Source organism: Fulvivirga sedimenti (assembly GCF_020328055.1).
The window spans coordinates 289371-310562 of record NZ_JAIXNE010000001.1 but is presented as its reverse complement, the minus strand read 5'-3'; the positions used below and the strand labels follow the sequence as shown (position 1 = coordinate 310562).

General features: G+C 45.3%; 13 protein-coding genes and 3 tRNA genes. 8 read left to right on the top strand and 8 right to left on the bottom strand.

Annotated features, from left to right (window positions below; translation table 11 throughout):
* Positions 1–40: 40 nt before the first annotated feature.
* The 3 genes from LDX50_RS01300 to LDX50_RS01285 all read right to left on the bottom strand — a co-directional run bounded on the left by LDX50_RS01300 (position 41) and on the right by LDX50_RS01285 (position 4298).
* Positions 41–2401, bottom strand: a complete 2361-nt coding sequence (locus LDX50_RS01300) for an MG2 domain-containing protein (RefSeq protein WP_225696592.1) — start codon at positions 2399–2401, stop codon at positions 41–43.
* Between the two features lie 138 nt (positions 2402–2539).
* A complete protein-coding gene (locus LDX50_RS30970; RefSeq protein ID WP_338029987.1) occupies positions 2540–3619 on the bottom strand; it encodes a glycosyltransferase in 1080 nt (359 codons plus the stop codon).
* Positions 3620–3671: 52 nt separating this feature from the next.
* Complete coding sequence (locus LDX50_RS01285) at positions 3672–4298, bottom strand: copper homeostasis protein CutC (protein WP_225696591.1); 627 nt, start codon at positions 4296–4298, stop codon at positions 3672–3674.
* A 107-nt stretch (positions 4299–4405) separates the two neighbouring features.
* Here LDX50_RS01285 and LDX50_RS01280 point away from each other — a divergent pair.
* From LDX50_RS01280 to LDX50_RS01265, 4 genes are all read left to right on the top strand, one after another.
* Positions 4406–4494 (top strand) — tRNA-Ser (locus tag LDX50_RS01280).
* Positions 4495–4699: 205 nt separating this feature from the next.
* Positions 4700–4951: a GIY-YIG nuclease family protein gene (locus tag LDX50_RS01275; protein ID WP_225696590.1), complete on the top strand. Its 252-nt coding sequence runs from the start codon at positions 4700–4702 to the stop codon at positions 4949–4951.
* Positions 4929–5002, top strand: a tRNA-Arg gene (locus LDX50_RS01270). Before LDX50_RS01275 ends, LDX50_RS01270 begins: the two co-directional genes overlap by 23 nt.
* 26 nt (positions 5003–5028) lie before the next feature.
* Positions 5029–5103: transfer RNA gene (locus tag LDX50_RS01265), tRNA-Pro, on the top strand.
* Between the two features lie 430 nt (positions 5104–5533).
* Here the strand turns inward: LDX50_RS01265 and LDX50_RS01260 are convergent.
* Complete coding sequence (locus LDX50_RS01260) at positions 5534–6202, bottom strand: GAP family protein (RefSeq protein ID WP_225696589.1); 669 nt, start codon at positions 6200–6202, stop codon at positions 5534–5536.
* Between the two features lie 249 nt (positions 6203–6451).
* Here LDX50_RS01260 and LDX50_RS01255 point away from each other — a divergent pair, with 249 nt between their 5' ends.
* Entirely contained in the window at positions 6452–8020 is a 1569-nt protein-coding gene (locus LDX50_RS01255; protein ID WP_225696588.1) for an arylsulfatase, read from the top strand.
* Between the two features lie 281 nt (positions 8021–8301).
* Here LDX50_RS01255 and cls read toward each other — a convergent pair whose 3' ends face one another.
* Genes cls through LDX50_RS01240 form a run of 3 tightly spaced genes read right to left on the bottom strand, consistent with a single transcriptional unit; the run spans position 8302 to position 11668 of the window.
* The gene (gene cls, locus LDX50_RS01250) at positions 8302–9765 is read right to left on the bottom strand and encodes a cardiolipin synthase (RefSeq protein WP_225696587.1); all 1464 of its coding nucleotides are present in this window, start codon (positions 9763–9765) and stop codon (positions 8302–8304) included.
* Between the two features lie 48 nt (positions 9766–9813).
* Positions 9814–10890, bottom strand: a complete 1077-nt coding sequence (locus LDX50_RS01245) for a PCMD domain-containing protein (protein ID WP_225696586.1) — start codon at positions 10888–10890, stop codon at positions 9814–9816.
* Positions 10891–10906: 16 nt separating this feature from the next.
* The gene (locus LDX50_RS01240; protein ID WP_225696585.1) at positions 10907–11668 is read right to left on the bottom strand and encodes a hypothetical protein; all 762 of its coding nucleotides are present in this window, start codon (positions 11666–11668) and stop codon (positions 10907–10909) included.
* A 183-nt stretch (positions 11669–11851) separates the two neighbouring features.
* Between LDX50_RS01240 and LDX50_RS01235 the strand changes: the two genes are divergently transcribed.
* Positions 11852–13156 (top strand): threonine/serine exporter family protein, encoded by a 1305-nt coding sequence (locus tag LDX50_RS01235; protein WP_225696584.1) that lies wholly within the window; start codon positions 11852–11854, stop codon positions 13154–13156.
* Here the strand turns inward: LDX50_RS01235 and LDX50_RS01230 are convergent.
* A complete protein-coding gene (locus LDX50_RS01230; protein ID WP_225696583.1) occupies positions 13128–14375 on the bottom strand; it encodes a DcaP family trimeric outer membrane transporter in 1248 nt (415 codons plus the stop codon). The genes LDX50_RS01235 and LDX50_RS01230 overlap by 29 nt on opposite strands.
* A gap of 407 nt (positions 14376–14782) precedes the next feature.
* Between LDX50_RS01230 and LDX50_RS01225 the strand changes: the two genes are divergently transcribed.
* Positions 14783–19174 carry a S8 family serine peptidase gene (locus LDX50_RS01225; protein WP_225696582.1) on the top strand — a complete coding sequence of 1464 codons (4392 nt, stop codon included), beginning with the start codon at positions 14783–14785 and terminating at the stop codon, positions 19172–19174.
* Between the two features lie 5 nt (positions 19175–19179).
* Positions 19180–21174: an adenylate/guanylate cyclase domain-containing protein gene (locus LDX50_RS01220; RefSeq protein WP_225696581.1), complete on the top strand. Its 1995-nt coding sequence runs from the start codon at positions 19180–19182 to the stop codon at positions 21172–21174.
* Positions 21175–21192: the final 18 nt, after the last annotated feature.

The window sequence follows — 21192 nt, the reverse complement described above, 5'->3', positions numbered from 1 at the left end:
TTTCGAAAGTTAGAGAATAACGGGCAATTTATTTGTCACCTTAGTTACTAACATTAAAAGAAGTTGATCCGGTTCCCGGATTGCCTTCTAAGGTTATTCCTTCCACGATTATTTCATAGGTTGAGGATTCATCGGCAGTGAAGAATTCAAGGTTCAGGTTACCGTTGCTGTCGGGCCGTACAATCGGGTTCCAGTATAGGGTAGTCCGTTCATCCGGCAGGTTGTGTCGGTCATCCTGGACATCATACTGCGGACTGTAGAACTCGCGTGCAAGGTGATAGCCCTGGTACCATTTGGTATTCATCCCAAGCGTCTGTGTATTGGCACCCTGGTATCCAAGTTTTGTATAAAATGCCAGCACACCGTTTGCGCCATTACTTCCATAAATAGCGGCTTCATTTCCTTTTATCAGGTCGATGGAGGCTACCTGGTCGGGAGGAAGGAGTAGCAAGGCTGATTTTGGAACCTGTATACCGTCTAAAATGAATAGGGGTTCCCCGCCACCACGAATACTGATGGTAGGATCAAGCGGGCTTCCGGAAATCAGAACTCCTGCAAATCTTCCTCGGATTAAATCGAGGATATTAACTGCGGATTTAGGAAAATTTTCTGTCGTAATGGTTCTGTCGGGTGTGCCATAGATACGGGAGATTTCATTCCTGATCTTGGTGGCTTTTACCGAAACTTCATCCAGCAGAATCACATCTTCTGCTGTGGTGTATCCGCTTTCCATTTTCAGCCGGTTCAAAGCCTGAATAATCAGATTATCCGATGAGTAACTGAATGATCCGGGATCAAATGATGTGGCAATATTCGGGAAAATCGGGTCGACTGTCAGGTCATATTCAGACCTGTTGCCTTTCTTGCTTTCTGTCTGTATCACTAATTCGGCGGAGTCGTAGAAAATGAGGTCATCATTGAAGAACCTTCCATTTTCACCTGCTTCGGTAAGTGCCAGTCCGCCGGTATTTACATTCAGAATTTTAATCTGACTGTCCTCTACGCCTTTCTTACTCAACGCCCGGGTAACAGTACCGCGGATAGGAATTCCCCGTTCATGTGAAAATTGATCGGAGGGTTCACCTTCCAGCATTTCTTTCCAGGTAAACCGGCGCCAACCCTGTGTGCGCATCAGAAGGTCGGCATGGGCGGAAACGGTTTCTTCGGTCGACGAAAAGTAATATCCGGGGTTTTCAATATGCCCGTGAAGATCTGAATTGAGCAATAAATAATTAACTATGGACACAGGGTATTCACTTGTATTGGGAACCTTGAGCTTATCATAAACTGAAACAGAGAAGATGGCATCAACAGAATCGGCGAGTGGATCAGTGGCTTTTATTTCCATTGAAACTTTTTGACGTTCACCATAGGACGATTGATCCGTGGTAATATTGATGGACATGCTGTTTCCATGGTTGACAAAAATCAGACGTTCACATTTCGGTATACCATTTTCATCAAAGACTGTGATTTGCGTGATTCCGTTCGGGAGATTCTGCTTCGGGATTCGCACCCTTGATGAATTGGTTATCGAACCCTGGGCAGCGTAGCAGATCACGCCCCTGGATTGGGCGACGATATTGATTTTTCCAGCTTCTGAGGTTGTATTTCTATAGATCAGCGCGCTGAAATGATCGGTCTCATCGGTAACCTGCAGGGAATACCCGGAAAACTCGACAGAGGGAAGATCAACCTCCATTTGCTGCGGGGTCTGGATGATCGCCTTATATGATTTACCGGGAGCAGGAATCAGTTCGATCAGGCCCATGCCAAGGTATTCCGATTTAAATGGAGTGACTACGGTTCCTTTTTCATCGATGATTTCTCCGGACACCTCGATCGATTTGCCATTGCCGCCGATGGCCTTGAAGGCAACCTTATTGTTTACCCCGATCAAAAACGTTCCACCTTCCGGGAAGAACTGAAGGTCGATTTCCTGAAGAGTTGAGAGGGGAGACGCAGGAATATCAGGATTCAATACCGGAATGGATTTGTGGAAAAAGAATTCTTCAGCTCCGTTTCGCATGTAGTTCGTGTAGGCTCTCAGCGTATAATTTCCTTCTGGTACCGAATCAGGAATCTGAAGACTGCCACTTGCAGCTCCAAGGGGGGCATTGAGCATCAGCTGTTCAACGGGATTACCATCGGCATTCAATAATTCGGCATAGATTGTTTGTGTGAGTGCATTGAGCTTATGGAATGAGCCATCCACAAGAATTGCGGTAAACCAAATTGTTTCGCCTGCCACGTAGGCCGGCTTATCATGGGAAACATATATCTTGAAGTATGGATGTTCAAGCTGCTTTTTATTGAAGGCATCAAGGATGGTGTTCAGGTCCTGCGATGAGGCAGACATCCACATTAACAGTGGAAGCAGGCAGAAAAGTCGTTTGAGCATAGCGCGAATGAATAGCTTGGGTTACGAGGAATAACGTGAACAATTTGAATAAGTTTGAAAGGACCGAAGAATATTGATCTATTAATATAATTATTCAATAAACGGCAGTATTAATCGTACGAAATGATGTTGGAATGATCAGTGACGCTCCGGGAAAATAATATATTTTCTGCTCAGAAAATTGAGCAGAAAAGCCGAGGCTGTAGCAAAAAGTTTTGACCATACCGGTGCGAATCCTCCATGAATAAAGTATCGGGTAAGATATAGATCTGCGGTTCCGACCAGGATCACTACCAGCAGGTAAAGGGCAAGTTGTGAGAATTTACCCCATCTTACGTGGGAGCGAAACAGAAAGCGCGTAGCGATAAGATAATTGATATATGCGGCTGAGATGAAGGCAACCGGCGCAGCGATGTTGATGGAAACCTCGTTAGAATAAAGGGCCATGAATATCAGCAGGTTTACGATAGCTGAAATTCCTCCGATTACCAGATAGATGAGAAGTTGAACGGGCAGCGGGGCTTTGGGGGCATTGTATTTGAAAATACAATAAAGGGTTCGGAAGCCATCTTTCCAGCCAATTTTTTTTCCTTCCTCATAGGTTCTTCCCTCGTAGGAAATCCCGAGTTCGTAAATACGGCAATGCTGCTGAGCAATTTTCGCCGTAATCTCCGGTTCGAAGCCGAAGCGATTTTCTTCGATGGGAATATTCCTGATTATATCCGTGCGGAACACCTTGTAGCACGTCTCCATATCGGTCAGATTCAGATCGGTGAACATGTTCGAAAGCATGGTGAGGAACTTATTTCCGAGGGAGTGCCAGTAATAAAGGACACGATGCGGCCGGCCCGACATGAATCTTGAGCCATAGACGACGTCAGCCCTGCCATCAATGAGCGGTTCGAGCAACATTCGCAGCTCAATGGGATTATATTCCAGGTCGGCGTCCTGAATAGCGGTGAAATCTCCTTTTGCGTGTGAAAATCCAGTACGGAGTGCAGCGCCTTTGCCAAGGTTTTTTGGATGTGTGTACAGCTCGCATTCGGGGTATTTGTTTATGATGCCGTGGGCAACTTCAATGCTGTTATCCTGGGATGCATCATCAACAATTATGATTTGGAGTTCAAGATCCTTTTTCAGTTCGAGTACGCGCTTGACACATGATTCAAGGGTTTTCGCCTCATTATAGCAGGGAATAACAACGGACAAAGTATGCATGAACGCCAGCAGGATGTTTAATAAGCGACCAAGATACTACAAAATGAAATTTTCAGGAAACAATACGGCGACCATGATAGGCGGGAGCCTGGATTACCCGGTGAATTTCAGAAAGATTTGAGGATGTGACTTTACCTGCAGCGATGATCTGAATTTTCTTGCCCATGCGACGAACCAGTTGCCGGATCATTTCCCTGCCTTCCCATGCCGTTGGCTGTCCGCCCGATGTAAGTATGGCCGAAATGCCTGTATGCTGGCGCAGCAGTGATGCTGCCTGCAGTATATCAGGTGTCTGGTCGATCGCTTTGTGGAATGTCACTGGCAGGGGTGCGGCGCTTCGGACGAGGGTATTTATAGCATTTATATCCGGCATCATGCGATAATCGAGAATTCCTGTTACGAATCCGTGTACACCAAGGCTTTGAAATAAAAATATGCTTTTATGCATGAGCTGCATTTCTTGTTTGGTGAAGGTGAAGTTACCGGGACGGGGTCGGATCATTACGAAAACGGGTATTGATACAAGTGAAAGGACTTCACGGACCAGGTCGAATGAGGGGGTTAGGCCATCATTTGCCAGGTCTGAACAAAGTTCGAGCCGATCGGCACCATTTTTCTCTGCTTCTACGGCCTGATTTGCGCTTTCCACACAGGCTTCGATTACATATGGTTTAAGCATAAAATGAATTTAGAAAAAATACCGGAGATGTGCTTGGTGAAGTTAAAATACTTAAACTATATTTGCACTCTGTTTTCAGGGACTGGTGTTATTGCAGTCGTATTCACGGAGAGGTGGGTGAGTGGCTGAAACCAGCAGTTTGCTAAACTGTCGTGCGTGTTAAAGCGTACCGGGGGTTCGAATCCCCCCCTCTCCGCATCGCCCCTTTTGGGCTTCAGCGGACGCAGTCCGCAAGGATTTCCAGACAACGGTCTGGGGATGATTATGGGATGTGACGCCTTTAGAGGTGTTTGTGCTAAAGGGTCTCATAATTATAAAGAAATTGATCATTGATATTGGTCCCGTAGCCTGCCTGCCGGCAGGCAGGCTCAACTGTCCGTAGAAGGATGTAGATTAAGTAAATGTATGTTTATGTTCTACAAAGTTTGAAAGACAGAAGGCACTATGTTGGGATCACGAAAGACATTGACAAAAGAGTCAATGAGCATAATTCAGGAAGAACCAGATCAACGAAGCCATATCGTCCGTGGGTATTAATTCGTGTTGAGCAATATCCTACCAGGATTGAAGCTCGCAATCGTGAGAAATACTTAAAATCGGGATGCGGTAAAGAGTTGATTAAAAGATATTGGTCCCGTAGCTCAACTGGATAGAGCAACTGCCTTCTAAGCAGTAGGTTCCAGGTTCGAGCCCTGGCGGGATCACAGATATTTAGAGTAACCGGTTTATTCGGGGTGTAGCGCAGTCCGGTTAGCGTACCTGCTTTGGGAGCAGGGGGTCGTAGGTTCGAATCCTACCACCCCGACAATCAAAAGCCTTTCTGGCGTGGCCAGAAGGGCTTTTTTTATGCCCGGCTGTGAAGCTTGCTTCAGCAGACGGGGATGGAAAAAGCTGGAGCGAATGCAATGAGCGAAAGGCTTTTGATTGTAACAAACCCCAGAGGCTTACAGGCTTTGCCCATCTTCACTGAGGATTCGGCGGACTAAGCCTGTAAGCCTGTTCGAGTGAAGAGGATACAGTGTTACTGATTGAAGTACTGCGGTAGCAGACTTCAAGGCAATCCATCCAGGTAGGAGGGGATCCCTGCCTACCGGCAGGCAGGCTGAGACGAGCTCAGCCTGTCCGCCATAGCTTTCTTCTATACCCGAAGCCTTGGTGAAGGGTATAAGCGAAGGCGGGGATGACGGATGGGGATGCGAAAAGCAACCTGATAAATCTGGATTGTGCTTTTCAGACTACCCCAAAATCTCCAACCCCCCTTTAATGAGAACGCCGCCTAAAACTATAAGAAGAATGATAAGCAGGAGATGGTTGTTCTGAATCATCCAGTGCTTCCAGTACTGGAATCGACCTTCAATCTTCTTTCCGGCAATGGTGTAAACAACTATTGGCAAGATGATCATCAGGCTGCCAATCAGGGCGAATACTGCAAGATCCAGATAAATCCCCTGATCATTTTGAGCGACTTCATCAATCGTTGATGCGCCCGCGGCACTCAATGCAAAATTCTTTACGTTGACAACTGAAAATAAGATACCGGTAAAAAAAGATTTCCAGAACCCGAAGCGGTCGATGTGCAGAAATATTTTTGGGGTTGGTACTGTTTCACCGGGCTTCGGACGTTTGAGCCAGTAGCGAAGTGCACCGATGAGCAGGAATAGTCCGAGCGCGACCCTGATGTAACCTGATAGCCGGGTAGGATCGCTGTGATCCTCTTCCATTCCCGGTAGAATAAACATAATCACACCCACAGTGTAAATACCCCCAAACCATCCTGCCAAAAACGAGGGGCCGTTGATCGCAGCCTTTGGTGTCATCAGCAGTATAAAGATGGCGATAATAGGTGCCGGGCTTAGGGCAAGGGCTATGGCAATAGGCAGGGAGGCCTGCAATGCTTCACTCATTTTTTAAATATTATCATGGGTAAGTGTTTCAATACCTTGGCTTGTTCAGAATTATCAAATGATACGCTTTCCGGACAACAAAAAAACTACAGAACAAGAATTCATTATTTTTTAGGTTAATTTTAGGAATCTTCGGGAAATATTTTTCAGTTATTATTTACAATACATTGACTCTTTCTTGAAAAAATTATTTCCGAAGGATAACTTAACTGTTTCAAAATTAAAAAATTAACAAACCCAAACACCCCTATGACAAGTGCTAAGTTTAGAACCGGACTGGTAGTTCTGTTCATTACATTATTTTCAATTTCCCTGCATGCTCAGAAGAAACCAAATATTCTGGTCATCTGGGGCGATGACATCGGAACCTGGAACATCAGCCATAATAACCGTGGTATGATGGGATATAAAACTCCAAACATCGACCGTATTGCGCGTGAAGGTGTAGGATTCACTGATTACTATGCGCAGCAAAGCTGTACTGCCGGTCGCGCCGCATTTATTGGCGGCAACGTGCCTGTAAGAACCGGTATGACCAAAGTAGGTATGCCGGGAGCTAAGGAAGGCTGGCAGAAGACGGATGTTACCATGGCTACGGTTCTCAAAAGTCTTGGTTACACAACTGGTCAGTTCGGAAAGAACCACCAGGGTGACCGTGATGAGCATTTACCTACCATGCACGGATTCGACGAGTTCTTTGGAAATCTCTATCACCTGAATGCTGAAGAGGAGCCGGAGAATTTCGACTATCCTACCGGATTGGTATTGGCCAATGGTAAAAAATTTGAAGAAGTATACGGTCCGCGTGGTGTAATCCACAGCTGGGCAGATGGCAAAGGCGGTCAGCGTATTGAGGATACAGGAGCTCTTACAAAGAAGCGTATGGAAACTATCGATGACGAGACATTGGCGGCTGCGAAAGAATTCATCAAAAAGCAGGTTGCAGATGGAAAGCCGTTCTTTACCTGGTGGAATGCCACACGCATGCACTTCCGTACCCACGTACAGGAAGGCCGTCGTAATGATGGCAATGATGAGTATACCGATGGTATGATAGAACATGATATGCATGTTGGTCAGCTGCTGGATTTGCTAGACGAACTGGGAATTGCCGACAATACCGTGGTGATGTACTCTACCGATAATGGACCGCACTACAACACCTGGCCTGATGCCGGAACGACACCGTTCCATGGAGAAAAGAACAGCAGCTGGGAAGGTGCTTTCCGTGTTCCCGCCTTCGTTAAATGGACTGGTAAATTCCCGGCAGGAGAGACCCTCAACGGAATTGTTTCCCATGAAGACTGGCTGCCTACGTTCGCTGCTATAGGGGGTAATCCCAATATTGCGGATCAGCTTGCCAAGGGAGTAACGCTCAATGGCCGTACTTACAAGAATAAGATTGATGGGGTAAATCAGCTGGATTACCTGATGGGCAAGACCGATGAATCGCCAAGAAAGGGATTCATTTATGTAACGGATGCCGGTGAAATCGCGGCCCTAAGGTATGAAGACTGGAAAGCTATGTTCCTTGTGAACCGTGCAGACCAACTTCAGATATGGCTTGAGCCTTTCATTATGCTCAGGGCTCCCTACCTGTTCAACCTGCGAAGGGATCCGTTTGAAAAGGCGCTGGTAGGATCAAATACCTACTATGACTGGTATATCGACCGGGCGTATATCCTGATTGCGATGCAGGGCTACGCCTTGAACTTCCTGTCCACCTTCAAGGACTATCCACCGAGTCAGACCGCAGGAGACTGGAGTTTGGGTAAAGTCCAGAAACAAATCGAAGAAATGGTGACGCAAAGCCACTAATTAAAAAAAAGCCGCTCCGAAAGAGCGGCTTTTTTTTAGTCAGCCCGCCTGCCGGCAGGCAGGTAGGGAGTAGGGAATAGGGAATAGGGAATAGGGAATAGGGAATAGGGAATAGGGAATAGGGAATAGGGACCAGGGAATAATGAATAGGTCATCCCGTCCCATCGGGACGGCATATTGTTAGCAACCGGGATTATTTACCGATCCCGTGCCGTGCCAACGCCATCCCTTCGGGGTAGGTACGGCGGATGGGCTGTCGATAAGGAATAGCCATACTGGATTTATAAAAACGAGGAAACCAACCGGGCGATGGCATATTTGAGCTGCCTGAAAATGCTGATATTTTGCCATTCATCCAGTGTTATTTCCCTGCACTCCGTGAGGTCCTGGTGAAAGACTTCCTCAAAATTTTTAGCGAACTCTTTTCCGTAAATGACCGACATAATCTCGAAATTCAGATCAAAGCTTCTGATATCCATATTGGCCGTACCGATTACACTTAGCCTCGAATCGGCAACGACAGTCTTGGCATGAACAAACCCCTTTTTGTATAGAAAAATACGAACGCCTGCTTTAAGCAGCTCTGTAAAGTAAAAACTTGCCGCCGCACCCACCGTCGCAGAATCTGATTTTTCAGGTACCATCAGGCGAACATCCAGGCCAGCGACAGCAGCCTGAATCAACGAATTCATGATACTTTCACTTGGAATAAAGTAGGGATTGGTAACATATAGTTTCTCCCTTGCCAGGGTAAAAATATGCATGTAGGATAGCATGATATTTGATTTCGGATAGATTGGTCCGCCTGCTACGATTTGTCCGAGAGCAGCAATTCCTTCCGATGAATCAATATCGACTTCCGGAAAAAATTCTTTTCTAAAATCAAGAATTTCGGTCTGATCCTTATTATCTGCAATACTGGAATTATAACTTACAATGAAGTGACGCTGAAGACTTCCGGCCAGTGGACCCGTAACCTTCACATGCGTGTCTCTCCAGTATAGTCCCGTATCAATTGAATTATCATATCGGTCGGAGATATTGATTCCACCTACAAATCCCACTTTGCCATCTATGATAATAATTTTACGGTGATCCCGGTGATTCATACGGTTCGCGAAGCGATTCAGCTTCACGCGGATTTTCGGGTGGATGGAAACCCCACCATTTTTCAGTTCCCTGATAATATTCTTGCGGATTCCGCGACTTGCATAATCATCATACAACGCGCGAACCTCAACTCCTTCTTTCACCTTCTGAAGGAGGATTTCCTTGATCTGGTTTCCCCGGGTATCATTTTCCCAGTCATAATATTCCAAATGAATGGAATGTCGGGCTTTCTTAAGTGAAGCCAGAACCTCGGGAAATTTGATTTCTCCATTCACAAGAAGTTCAAATTTATTTTTGCTCAGATGTTCCTTGCCCAGACCCTCTAAAAAATGGACGAGCGGTTCGAAATGGGCAATTTCGTTATGATGATTCCTGATTAACGCCTGGGTATCATCTCTGACTTCCCTGGAATAGGCCTTTTCAAATGACTCTTCTGCTGCGGCTCCCTGACTGATTGCTCTCTGATGCCGGTAGTTGATGCCAAAAGCATAGTAGAAGAAAATCCCAAGGAAAGGAATTATTATGATCAGAAGTATGTATGCCAGCGTTTTGGATGTGGATTGTGTGTCCAGAAGAATTTTGCCGATAGTATAGATAAGAACCAGTACGTAAATTGATATTAGCAGGATTTCCATGGCATCGGCATTAGGTATCTTAAGGGGTCAGTTCAGTTGGCAAATTCATTACTCTTCATAAACCATTTCGACATCGTCAATTATCAAAGTGCTCCCAACCGCCCCGGCAAAGTTGGCACCGTCATAGCTGGAGGATGCAACGAACGTAATGTGAGTCGGAAGTATGAATGCTGCGGAGTCTGCACTTACAAATCCATGATCAACGGGTCTCATATAATCCGGGAAGGAGCTGTCCAGTTCTCCATAGGTAAAATCGATTTCAATGGTTGTCAGATCCGGCTGAAGGTCACCATTCCGGTACCATGCTGTGGCAAGTCTTTCTGTTTTGCCCCCAAATCTAACCTCCAGCAATGCATAGATGTCGAACATATCCGGGTAGCTAAGCTCGTTGCCGTTTTTATCTTTGTTCACCGGACCCGCTTCGTATTGAAATTTGAAACGCAGCTTAGCTGGCCGGCCGGAGAAAGGTGTTCCAAATTCAATGGCAGCCTGGGGGTTTGACGGGTCGATCTTGTCTGAATTGAATTTTCCCGTAAAAATGGATCCGGCAGAGATGGGGGTTCCGAATGCTCCTGCCAAAGAGCCATTGTCGAGTGTGATCATTTTGGCTGCAAGGTTATCGTTGCCAAGGTCCTCCGGTATGGTAGCCAGTTTATTCAGTATTTGTGTTCCGGGGTTTCCGGTTCCCCAAATGGTAGTTGCTGCATCCTTGCCCGGCTCGAAATAATTCGATCCGGTTTTATACCATAGGTTAAGATCTCCGTTGTCGAGCTGTGGAGTAGCCGATGCAACAAATGCCGTAATCGTCCATACTGCGATGCTCCCGTCTTCGGCGCTAACTGAAATTGTGTTTGGATCGTTCAGATCAAGAATGTCACCAATACTTTTGTCGGATGAAGCAAATGAAGAAAGCTGGATTTCCTGTATCGTAATACCGCTAAGATCCACTCCAGCCGGAATTTCAAGTTCGACAGACCGATCATTCTTTTTGATTACAGCATTTGATGCCTGGTTGCTCACTACCAGGGATGTGATATTTGCTGCGCTGGACAAGCCAAAAAAATCTTCTTCTACACAGGCAAAAGCTACTACTATAATGAAGAATATGGATATGTATTTTTTCATGATTATTCCCGAAGTCTTATTTTTTGGTATTGAAATAGTAGGCAAGTCCGAGTTGGAGTGAAAGCAAATTGATTTTGAAATCTACACTTTGATTGATTACACGTGACTCCGGGCCTTCGTTGGTTCGTTTGTCGCTTACCGAAAGTTCGTATCCAAGTAAGTCAAGTTGAATCTCGAAGGCAAAACTTTCAATGGCAAAAAAGGTAACACCCGGGCTCACACCGAGCCGAAAATTGATGTCTTCGGAATATACTTTATCAACCACATCCGGGTTTGTGATATTCCTGGTGAGTGAGTTACTTGATCCAACAGTGGCACCCATCACCACAAAAAAACTAAGCCGTTCATTTCGGGTAAGGGGGATGGCGGTACGAAAGTTCGGGGTTAACGAAAATCCCCTTGTGATTGTATTGGACTGCACCGTATCCGGCTGCTGTATTACATCTCCCTGAAATTTACTTTGGTAGTATTTAATATCCAATCCCACCATTCCGTATTCTCCGATAAAATAGCCAGTCCCAAGAAGTAAATCATAATTCAGACGTTCCCCGTCGACGACATTCACCAGAATGTTTGACGAATTCGTCAGCTTTCTGTTCTGAAGTGAAAATGCAGCTCCTAAATACACATTTCCCTTTTTAAATGGCCTGAAGTTGTCATTGTAGAAACTCGACATCAATTCATATGGAGTGTATTTTGTGCCACTGCTATCTTTTCTCTGAGCAATGAGACCGTTTGTAATGAAAAGAAAAAATACCAGGTAATACGTTACTTTCATATTCTATTTATCCAGGTCGAAGGTGAATTCACAATAAAATCATTCTGCTTGGGCATGAATCATTTGTGATCTGAATATACTGATTGATTTTGTTTTTTGTAGACCTTCATCTGAAAATGAGACACGATTTGGAAATAAAAGTATTTGAGGATAGGTTGCCATATATTTAACTGCAACATGAATATGGCATCAGATTCTTTGAAGCAAGAACCGCAAACTGCCAACCCTAACAGCGACTTAGTACAGTCGATGCGCTTTCTGGAGGACGTTATCGATATACTTCAAAATTATAGTGTTTCTACCGGACAGATGAGAATAACCCTTGAAGGCATTGCCCACGGATTGGGTCTTCACGGACAGTTTTTTATAACGCCCGACTATGTTCAGGCGGTTGTATGGGGTGCGAACAAAGACTTACAGCAAACCTACATGTCTATTTCACCAAGCGGTAATTACAATTTGTCCATTGTGGCAGAAGTTGACAAGATAGTGGACGAGGTTATCACAGGTAAGATTTCTGTTACCGAAGGTCGCCACAGAATTAGTAAGATTGATACCAGAGCGGGCTATTCGGATTTACTGGTGGCTCTTGCCTTTGTTTTATGTGGGGCAGGCTTCAGTCTGATTATCGGCGGCAGTATAAGAGATATGTTTCTGGCTGGATTCGTTTCTCTTTTTCCATACGTTATAACCAGGATCGCCGTAAAAAACCATTTTTTTACACTTCTTAATGAACTGTTATCAGCCCTTTCAGTCACACTTGTTACGATTATTCTGGCCAATATGATTCCTGGGTTCAACATGAATGTAGTAATTTTTGGTGCACTGGTAACGCTGATACCTGGCTTCAGCTTAACGATGGCTTCCAGCGAGATCGTTAATAAAAATTCAATCAGCGGCTTGATCTGGTTGACGAAGGCGATACTAAGTGCATTCCAACTGGTCGGTGGCTATGCAATGGGTTCATATTTCGGGGCAAGTCTTGGATTCGATGTAATCATGCAATCTCCGCAGGCATCCATTCCTCCGGTCTGGCTTTGGTTTGCCGTAGTATTTTTAGTTTATGGATTAGGAATTACGATGAATGTAGCGCATCGCTCCATGTGGGCTGTAATTCTTGGTGGTATGGCAGTTTGGGGGGCTATGCAGATTGGTAACCTGATGGGCTTTTGGCAGGGTACATTTATGGGTGCCGCAGCGATGATGTTATTTGCGCATTGGGTCTATATGCGGTTTAAACTGCCAAATATCGTCATTCTTCTTCCCTGTGTAATGCTGCTGGTACCCGGTTTATCGGCTCTTCAGGCATTGTATATTGGAGGCGAGGTAGGCATAATGCAAGGCTTTGAGGAATTTTACAACGTTTTGGTACTTGTTGCTTCGATCATAGGAGGCGTCGTAATTGGTGGAACGTTAGTTAACCCCAGGCATACACTAACCAGAAAATATCTGGAAATGATCAGAAATCATAGTAAAAAAGAAGGCTGACCCTGAACGCATCCCCTTTCGAATGTGAAACGTCGATTCTCTGCCCATAAACAATTTCACCTCCTATTTTAGCTCCGTCAGCTATATCCCAAAATGTGTTGGCACGGAATGATCTGCCTTTCAGATAGGATTCGTCGGGGGTGAAATCATATTTCTTCACATGAAGTATTCCATAGGTGAAATTTGAATAAACTTCTGAATTCCAGTGATGTTCATAGGTGCCATAGAACCCGACTATAACAGGTGCACGAACCTGCCCGGCCGGGGACAAAATCAGGTCAAGTCCATTGCCGTTCAAATCATTAAAATATCTCGTAATTGCCTGACCCGCTACACCCTGGAAATACCAGGTACCCTTCTTCCAGGAATTTAATACCGTAGATCCGGATATTCCCCACCCAGGCTGCAGGACCAGGTCACCGCTGTCATTGCGGCCGGAAAGTACGGGCATGATTCCGGAAAGCTGAACGGATCCCCAATCAAACGACTTATCCAGGCGGATGGTGAAATCAGGAATTACCTGAAAGGATTCAAAGGTTATTGAATCGGGAAGTGCAAAATCAGGGACAATGTATTCCAAACCGATGGCCAGGTTGATTCCCTTGAAGAAGTCCTGAGTTGAATATCTCAGCTGCGGTGTACGTGTAACCGTCGAACTCGTCGGGCCCGAAAAATCTACTGTCGCCGGCGAAGCATTGAGGTGGGAAAATAAACTCCAGGTTTGACCAAATAAAAATTTTCGGTACTGTCCATACGCATGACGTATCATGAATCCATCCGCACCGGCAAAATCTGTTTCAAGACGAATAAAAATGTCTCCTCTTTCTGTTTTCCTTGTGACCTCAAATCCAAGCCTGGTCTGTTCCAGTCCGTTTGAATAATTTGGGATGGGCACATTGCGCTCACCTGTTGGAATTTCATACGTGTTAAGCGAATTTTTATCTGAAAGTCTGATGTTATCGAAGCCAACAAGATACCGGACAGAGCCAAGAATTCGCAGCTGCATCTTGCCATCCGGTGTAACAATGTACAATCCGCGGTCTTGTGCGATATCCAGGGGAGCAAACTCGACATATTTCGTGGAATCAGATCGCAGCGTATCAGCCGTATTGGTCCCGATTATTCGTTTTTGATTATCAGGCTGGCTTTGTCCGTTGCAATCATTGCTCACAGAAATCATAAGTGAAAGTAAAACAGACAATATGATGGGTCTTATCAATCCGATTTATTTAAAGTTGACTTTCATGTGGTAATGCTTTTTCTGGCCGCATCAATGCTCAATCTAACTTATTTTCCCTATACCATTCTATTTTCAGAATTGAAAAATTGTGATTCACAGGATAATTGAGGATTTGGTATAATTTGGCAGGCACTTTTTAACTATTAATAGATTAAGTTTTAATATATCCAGTAAAAAAGTACATGTATAGTACATGATGACCTAAATTTTTCATATCTTGAGCAAGATGGAAAGTGTGTTCATAACCAAATCATGAAGGCTTTCCCACAATCGGTATATTCCGATAAAAAACCACTATAAACGAACTAAAGAGTCTGCCTATTAACCTTTACCCTACGAGGTGAAGAATAATTATTCAGGCTTTGAACCCGACCTGGTCTATAGAAATGAAAAAAATTAATACGCGCCGCAGGTATCGTCAGAATGGCTTCTGTACTGCCTGGATTAAGACATCACTTTGTCTCATCATTCCACTGTTTTTCTCACAATCGTTATTTGCACAGAAAGGAGGAGGCAATGGCACCAAGGACATCATCGTAAGGGCATGTCAGGAGTACATCGGAAACGGAATGTACAGTGCATCCTTCAGCTATGAAAATCCTAATAACAAAGATCTTATAGTACTTGAGGACGACAGCTATGTGCTTACGAATAATGGCAAAAAGAAATCCCGTGCCATCAACACCTTTAAACCCGGAAATGTTGATAAGGCTTTTTACCGTCAGTTCAGCAAAGGAGAATCCGTACAGTGGAACGTCGTCAATCCGAATGGTAAAATTCATACGGTCATTGCCAGCGCGAATTCATCGCATTGTGAAAATACAGACCCGAACGACGGGATCATATTTCCTGTGTATGTACAGGGTACCGGCAAGATCGACCAGGTAATTGACCTGGCTCTGAATGCGCTTGCCGAGGGCAATGCAGGAGACGTGCCTTCAGATCTTGTTTACCAGATCAATGCACAAAACAAGGTGTTTGTGGAGATCATATACAAGGAAAACCATCTTGAGGACGTGATTAACCTGCTGGAAAATGAATTCGGACTGGCATTCAACGCCGACCTGACCCAAACGGATTTCGTAATTGATCCGCAGGTCATCATCGACAATGAGCTACCCACAATTGATGTCTTCTTCCCCATACCGCGGCTCCTTGACCTGAACCAATATTTTGATATCATCAATTTCGTCCGCACGATGTATCCGTCCTTCGTTGGACAGGGCGTTGTCACCTCCCAGGGTGATTCTGTGCAAACTTCGGATATTGTTCGGGAATCATTTAATACGGTAATCGATGACCAGGTTGTTCCCATCGATGGCAGGGGTGTCAAGATCGGTGTGATATCAAATAGCGTGAATACGCAGCCATTCACCGGTCAGTCCAAGCTGACCGTTGATGTGCTGAATGGAGATCTTCCCGGCGTGGGCAACCCGAACAATTACGAACAACCGGTAGAAGTTTTACTTGACTATCCGTTTGGCGTGCAATCCGATGAGGGCAGGGCCATGATGCAAATTATTCATGATGTTGCCCCTGGTGCGGAATTGTCATTCCATACCGGTACCATTTCACCCCGCAGTTTTGAGCTGGGTGTGCAGGCACTGGCAGCCGCTGATTGTGATCTGATCGTGGATGATGTGACGTTCGTCACTGAGAAATTCTTTGGCATCAGCCGTATTGGTCAGGTGATACAGGATTTTGTTCAGATCGACGGGAAAGGCTATTTCAGTTCTGCTGGAAATTTTGCCGATAATGCCTATCAAAGCGTTTTCAATCCATCAACCACTCCGCTTACTACTAATTTTCTTCCTGCTGGCGGACCGGCGGTTGCACACGTATTCGGGACCAATCCGGATGGATCAGAAGATTATCTTCAGAATTTCACGGTTACTGCTGGAAGGACCTACATGATCGTATTGCAATGGAGTGAACCACTGGCCAGTGAACTGGTTGCCGAGGGTGCACAAACAGATCTTGATATTTATGTGGTCGATAACCTCGGCCGTCTGCTGGTAAGTAACAATCTTTTCAGCAGCGAACAGGACCCTACCGAGGTAATGGTCTTTGAAGCCATAGGCAACGGATCGGCTAATTTAATGATTACTTCTGCCGACGGAACGGTTCCTCCGGGTCTGTCGTTCAGATATGTAGCGTTCCAGTCGGCCGGACTTGAGTTTACGGAATATGCCGGCGGACCAACCATTACCGGGCATGCGGGCGTAGGTGAAGTGATTACCGTCGGTGCGAATTTCTATGAGACTGCGGAAAATCCGGTTCCTCAGCCTTTTTCATCTTTTGGCGGCATGCTGCCTGATATGAGCAGTGTTGCCGTTGATTTATCTGCACCGGATGGTGTGGATGTGAACCTGGAAGCTTTTGGAAGTGATTCGGATGGAAATGGGTTTAATAACTTCTTTGGAACATCTGCAGCTGCACCCCATGCAGCCGGCGCCTTTGCGCTGATGCTTTCGGCACTTCCTACCTGGTATCCTGACGGTTTACCGGTAGCCGCCGCACTTACTGAAGGCACAACTACAAATGCGCAGTTGGATGGTGTTTTGCAATTGTTCCAGCAGACAGCCACGCCAGCAGGGAATGTACTGCAGTCTGGCGCTGGATTAACCAACACACTCGCGGCTTTTCGAAGCATTGCCGCCCAGAAAGCACAGATTACCACATTGATCGTTGAGGATGGTAAAACGCCCAGTGCGGAGCCGTTTGTTGTAACGATCCTCGGAAAATATTTTCCTGCAAGTCCGACAGTCATGTTCAATGGCGAGGAACTGGAAATCCTATCCGTCACTGAAAATGAAATTCAGGCACGCGTTAATCCATTTGTTGGAAACCCTGCCCTTACCGTAAACACCGATGGTATAACGCCCACGGGAAATGACAAAAGTACTTCCAACCCGCTTTATTTCTTTGAGGACGGCAGATATGCTATAACCATCAAGGCCGATGATATTGAGGCCGGTTATGGTCAGTCTGTAACGTTTACAGCCTCGGTTACAGGGCTCCCTGAAGGTGTTACCCTCGAATCCCTCAGCTTACCAGGGATCACATTTACTTCGTCAGCTACATTTCCCTATCCGGATGTGAATACGTACCTGGTTACACCCGGACTTGCTGAGATGCTCCCGGCTGATCACCCATCCATCGCACAAATCAATTTTGCCGGCGGACTTCTGAGGGTGAACCGTCTGGATGTCCAGGTGGGACTGGAGGATGCCACCTTTGTATATGGTGAACCGGTTGTGCTTACGCCGACATTTAGCTACAGTAATGAAGGTATCGCGGATGCCGAAGACTTCGAACAAACCTTGAGCAATTCATATGGCTCCACTTTCTATCCGGAAAATTCACTGATTCTCGTGAATAAGTTCAGGCCGATCGTGAATGACCTGGATATTTTGGAACTGTTGTCGAATGGAAGCTGGATGTCCAGTGAATATATACTTGAAAACCGTTTCAAGCCGATAGTAAATGGAATGAATATTATTGATCTGGAGATTGAGAATTTCCTTGACTATAATAATTCCAGCAATGACGGAACCACCAATAAGTTCAAAGCCATTGTAAACAAATTCAAGGCGATTGTTAACGGTACTGATCTGCTCAGTAATAATGTTGAATTGTCGGTTGAAAATAAATTCAGGCCAATTGTGAATGATACCGGCCTGGGGGATGAAACCGACCAGAATGATTATGCGAATATTTTCGCCATAATCGATGAGGAGGATGCGCCGACAGATGCCGAAGATCGAAGGATCTCAACACTCTATTCGCTGAACTTAATTACAGGACTGGATGTGACAACTACAGAGACCGGCTTGCACAAGACCTATCCGGGAGCGTTCCTCTCGGCGGTAGGTGCCAATCTCAATTTGAGTTACACCAGTGGTAATATTACGATTACACCGGCAGCGTTGTCTGTGGAGATTCAGGATTATTTTGTGGAACTGGGTGAAGTGTTTGATCCTGCATCTATCGTCAGTCATTTTTCGGGCTTTGTTTTTGATCAGGATGAAAGCATTGTCTTTCCGGAAGGCATAGAATATATACTCACTGATGCGAATGGCAATGCCTATACGGAAGGCGATTATGGTGTATTTAATATAAGAATTGTGGAGCCGGGAAATTATACGGTTAATTATGTCACTGAAGCCAAGGTTTACATTAATTCCTATAATGACATTAATCGCAAGATTCGGGCATACCTGGATTGCGTTGAGGAGGTTTCAGATCCTGACGGATACACGCTCGTTGCGAATTTCAGGTATGAAAACCCGAATGATGTGCCGGTTTATATTCTTGAAGGTCCTGATAACTACCTGGACGGAACAGCGCCATTTGTAGGGGACCTGCCGGAAGTTTTCCTGCCCGGATCGGGTACTTTCCAGATTCGCTTTGACGGCAGTGATGGAAAAATCCTGAAGTGGAACCTGACATCGCTTGAAAGTACCAATAAGTCGAGTACTACATCCTCTGCCAGTGCCAATTCCAACCGATGCGACTCCTATAGCGTGGAGAGCATCGGGTCCTATTCGGTTTATCCGAATCCCGTGGTGAGTTCTCTTACCATTCAGAAGAATGTGGAGGATGATACCCAGGTTCAGGTGTTTGATAATTTCGGACTGTTAATATTTAATGGTTATCTTAATGGAAATCAAGGTGAATCGCTGCAGGTGAATATGTCTGCTGTTCCACTCGGAATTTATGTGGTTCGATGCATTACCAAGGATGGTGTGCAGATGTATACTGTTAAGAAAGAATAAATTTGATGATACCCAAAACTGCGTTGAAATACGTAATACTGTGCTGTTTGGTAACGCTTACGGGTGATTTGTTCTCCCAAACGACACCTGAGCAGGATAGTCTGAGGAATTTGCTGACGGCAAATCCTCCTGATTCTTCGCGAATATCGATTTTGAATAACCTGGCAATTGCCACCCTGTATAATGAAGACATCCCGGGTGCACTGGATTATGCCACGGAGGCGAATAACCTCGCTGTTGAAATTGAAAGTTTGCCCGGCCAGGCACTGGCGCTGAAAAATATGGGGTTGGCCTATTATTACCAGGGTGATTTCATGAATGCCCTGGATAGCTGGACCAGCTCCAAGGAGGTGTTTGAACAGATCCCCGATTCACTCGGAATCGCCAATATGACCAGTAACCTGGGAGCCGTCTTTTACAGTCAGGGTATCTACCAAAAGGCGCTGGACAATTACCTGCAATCCTTAAGTGTTTCGCAAAAACTGGGTGACCCGCTCCGGATCACGTCTGTTCTGGGCAATATAGGCGGACTTTACGGCCAGCTTAAGGACTACGATAAGGCACTTGATTATTTTAAGCAGATTGAACCTTACCTGAAGGATTTGAATGATCCGCAGATCAATGCCGGATACCTCATGGGTATAGGCGAGATTTATTTTAAGGAAAAGGAAAATGAGAATGCACGCGAAATTTTTGTGGAGGCGCTCAATTATACGCTGAACACTCAGGATCATCCGCACAACCTGAATCTACTCGGACAGATTGAGCATGAATTGGGTAATAATGATAAAGCTGTAAGCTATTTGAATGAGGCTTACAGGATCGCCAGGGTGAATAATTACCGGCTTGATGAGGTTCAGGCTTTGATTGAGCTGGGAAAGATTTACACAACACAAAATCCGGACACTGCTCTCGTATTGTTTTCTCAAGCCAGAACACTGGCGGACGCATTGGGAACCAATACCGAGTTACGTGATATCTATGGAGAAATGTCTCAAGTATATGCATCAAATGGCGACTATAAAAACGCCTATGATTTCCAGCGATTATTCCTTGCCCAAAAGGATTCCGTTTTTAATATTGAGACCGATGACAAGATCAGGAGGCTGCAGTTCGACTATGAACTGGAGAAGAAGCAGGACCAGATAGGATTGCTGGAGAAGGAGGCGGAAGTATTGCAGGAGCGTGAAAAACGGCAAACCTATATCTCCTATGCGTCCTTCTTTTCGGCAGGTTTAGTGCTGCTGCTGGCGGTTGGAGTATTTAACCGGTACCGTTTTATTAAGCGTACCAATAAGATTATCAATCAGGAAACTGCCCGGTCAGAAAACCTCCTGTTAAATATTCTGCCCGAAGAAACTGCCCGTGAACTTAAGCAAAAGGGCAAGGTCGCTGCCAAGAAATTTGACGTAGTTACGGTGATGTTCACCGATTTTAAGGGATTTACGGCCCATTCACACCAGCTTTCGCCAGAACAGCTGGTAGAAACAGTTGACTATTATTTCTCGCGGTTCGATGCGGTGATGACTAAATATGGACTGGAAAAGATCAAAACGATTGGGGATGCATATATGTGTGCAGGCGGATTGCCGTTTCCTGATGACAGTCACCCAAGAAAAATGATCAAGGCAGCGTTTGAAATACTTCAGATTATCGATGAGGCCAAGCACAGGGATGATCCGGAATTCATTGCCTTTGATATCCGGATCGGAATAAATACGGGGCCGGTCGTAGCCGGAGTAGTTGGCACCAAGAAGTTTGCCTATGACATCTGGGGTGATACGGTGAATGTGGCAGCCCGGATGGAGTCAACTTCAGAACCGGGCAAAATTAATATTTCAGAAAATACGTATGAGCTGATTAAAGATTACTATACATGCAGTTTTCGGGGTGAGATCTTTGTGAAAAACAAGGGCATGATGAATATGTATTTTGTGGATGGTGAGAAAGAACTGAATCACAATTCAGTGCATCAGGGCTCAGAGGAATCTAAAAATTAATTCAGCTATATTTAGGAA

Bases quoted from the DNA above. Each gene is read 5' to 3' on its own strand.
- LDX50_RS01285 (WP_225696591.1), bottom strand. From the start codon at position 4,298: ATGCTTAAACCATATGTAATCGAAGCCTGTGTGGAAAGCGCAAATCAG.
- LDX50_RS01220 (WP_225696581.1), top strand. From the start codon at position 19,180: ATGATACCCAAAACTGCGTTGAAATACGTAATACTGTGCTGTTTGGTA.
- LDX50_RS01275 (WP_225696590.1), top strand. From the start codon at position 4,700: ATGTATGTTTATGTTCTACAAAGTTTGAAAGACAGAAGGCACTATGTT.
- LDX50_RS01240 (WP_225696585.1), bottom strand. From the start codon at position 11,668: ATGAAAGTAACGTATTACCTGGTATTTTTTCTTTTCATTACAAACGGT.
- LDX50_RS30970 (WP_338029987.1), bottom strand. From the start codon at position 3,619: ATGCATACTTTGTCCGTTGTTATTCCCTGCTATAATGAGGCGAAAACC.
- cls (WP_225696587.1), bottom strand. From the start codon at position 9,765: ATGGAAATCCTGCTAATATCAATTTACGTACTGGTTCTTATCTATACT.
- LDX50_RS01225 (WP_225696582.1), top strand. From the start codon at position 14,783: ATGAAAAAAATTAATACGCGCCGCAGGTATCGTCAGAATGGCTTCTGT.
- LDX50_RS01255 (WP_225696588.1), top strand. From the start codon at position 6,452: ATGACAAGTGCTAAGTTTAGAACCGGACTGGTAGTTCTGTTCATTACA.
- LDX50_RS01245 (WP_225696586.1), bottom strand. From the start codon at position 10,890: ATGAAAAAATACATATCCATATTCTTCATTATAGTAGTAGCTTTTGCC.
- LDX50_RS01235 (WP_225696584.1), top strand. From the start codon at position 11,852: ATGGCATCAGATTCTTTGAAGCAAGAACCGCAAACTGCCAACCCTAAC.
- LDX50_RS01260 (WP_225696589.1), bottom strand. From the start codon at position 6,202: ATGAGTGAAGCATTGCAGGCCTCCCTGCCTATTGCCATAGCCCTTGCC.
- LDX50_RS01300 (WP_225696592.1), bottom strand. From the start codon at position 2,401: ATGCTCAAACGACTTTTCTGCCTGCTTCCACTGTTAATGTGGATGTCT.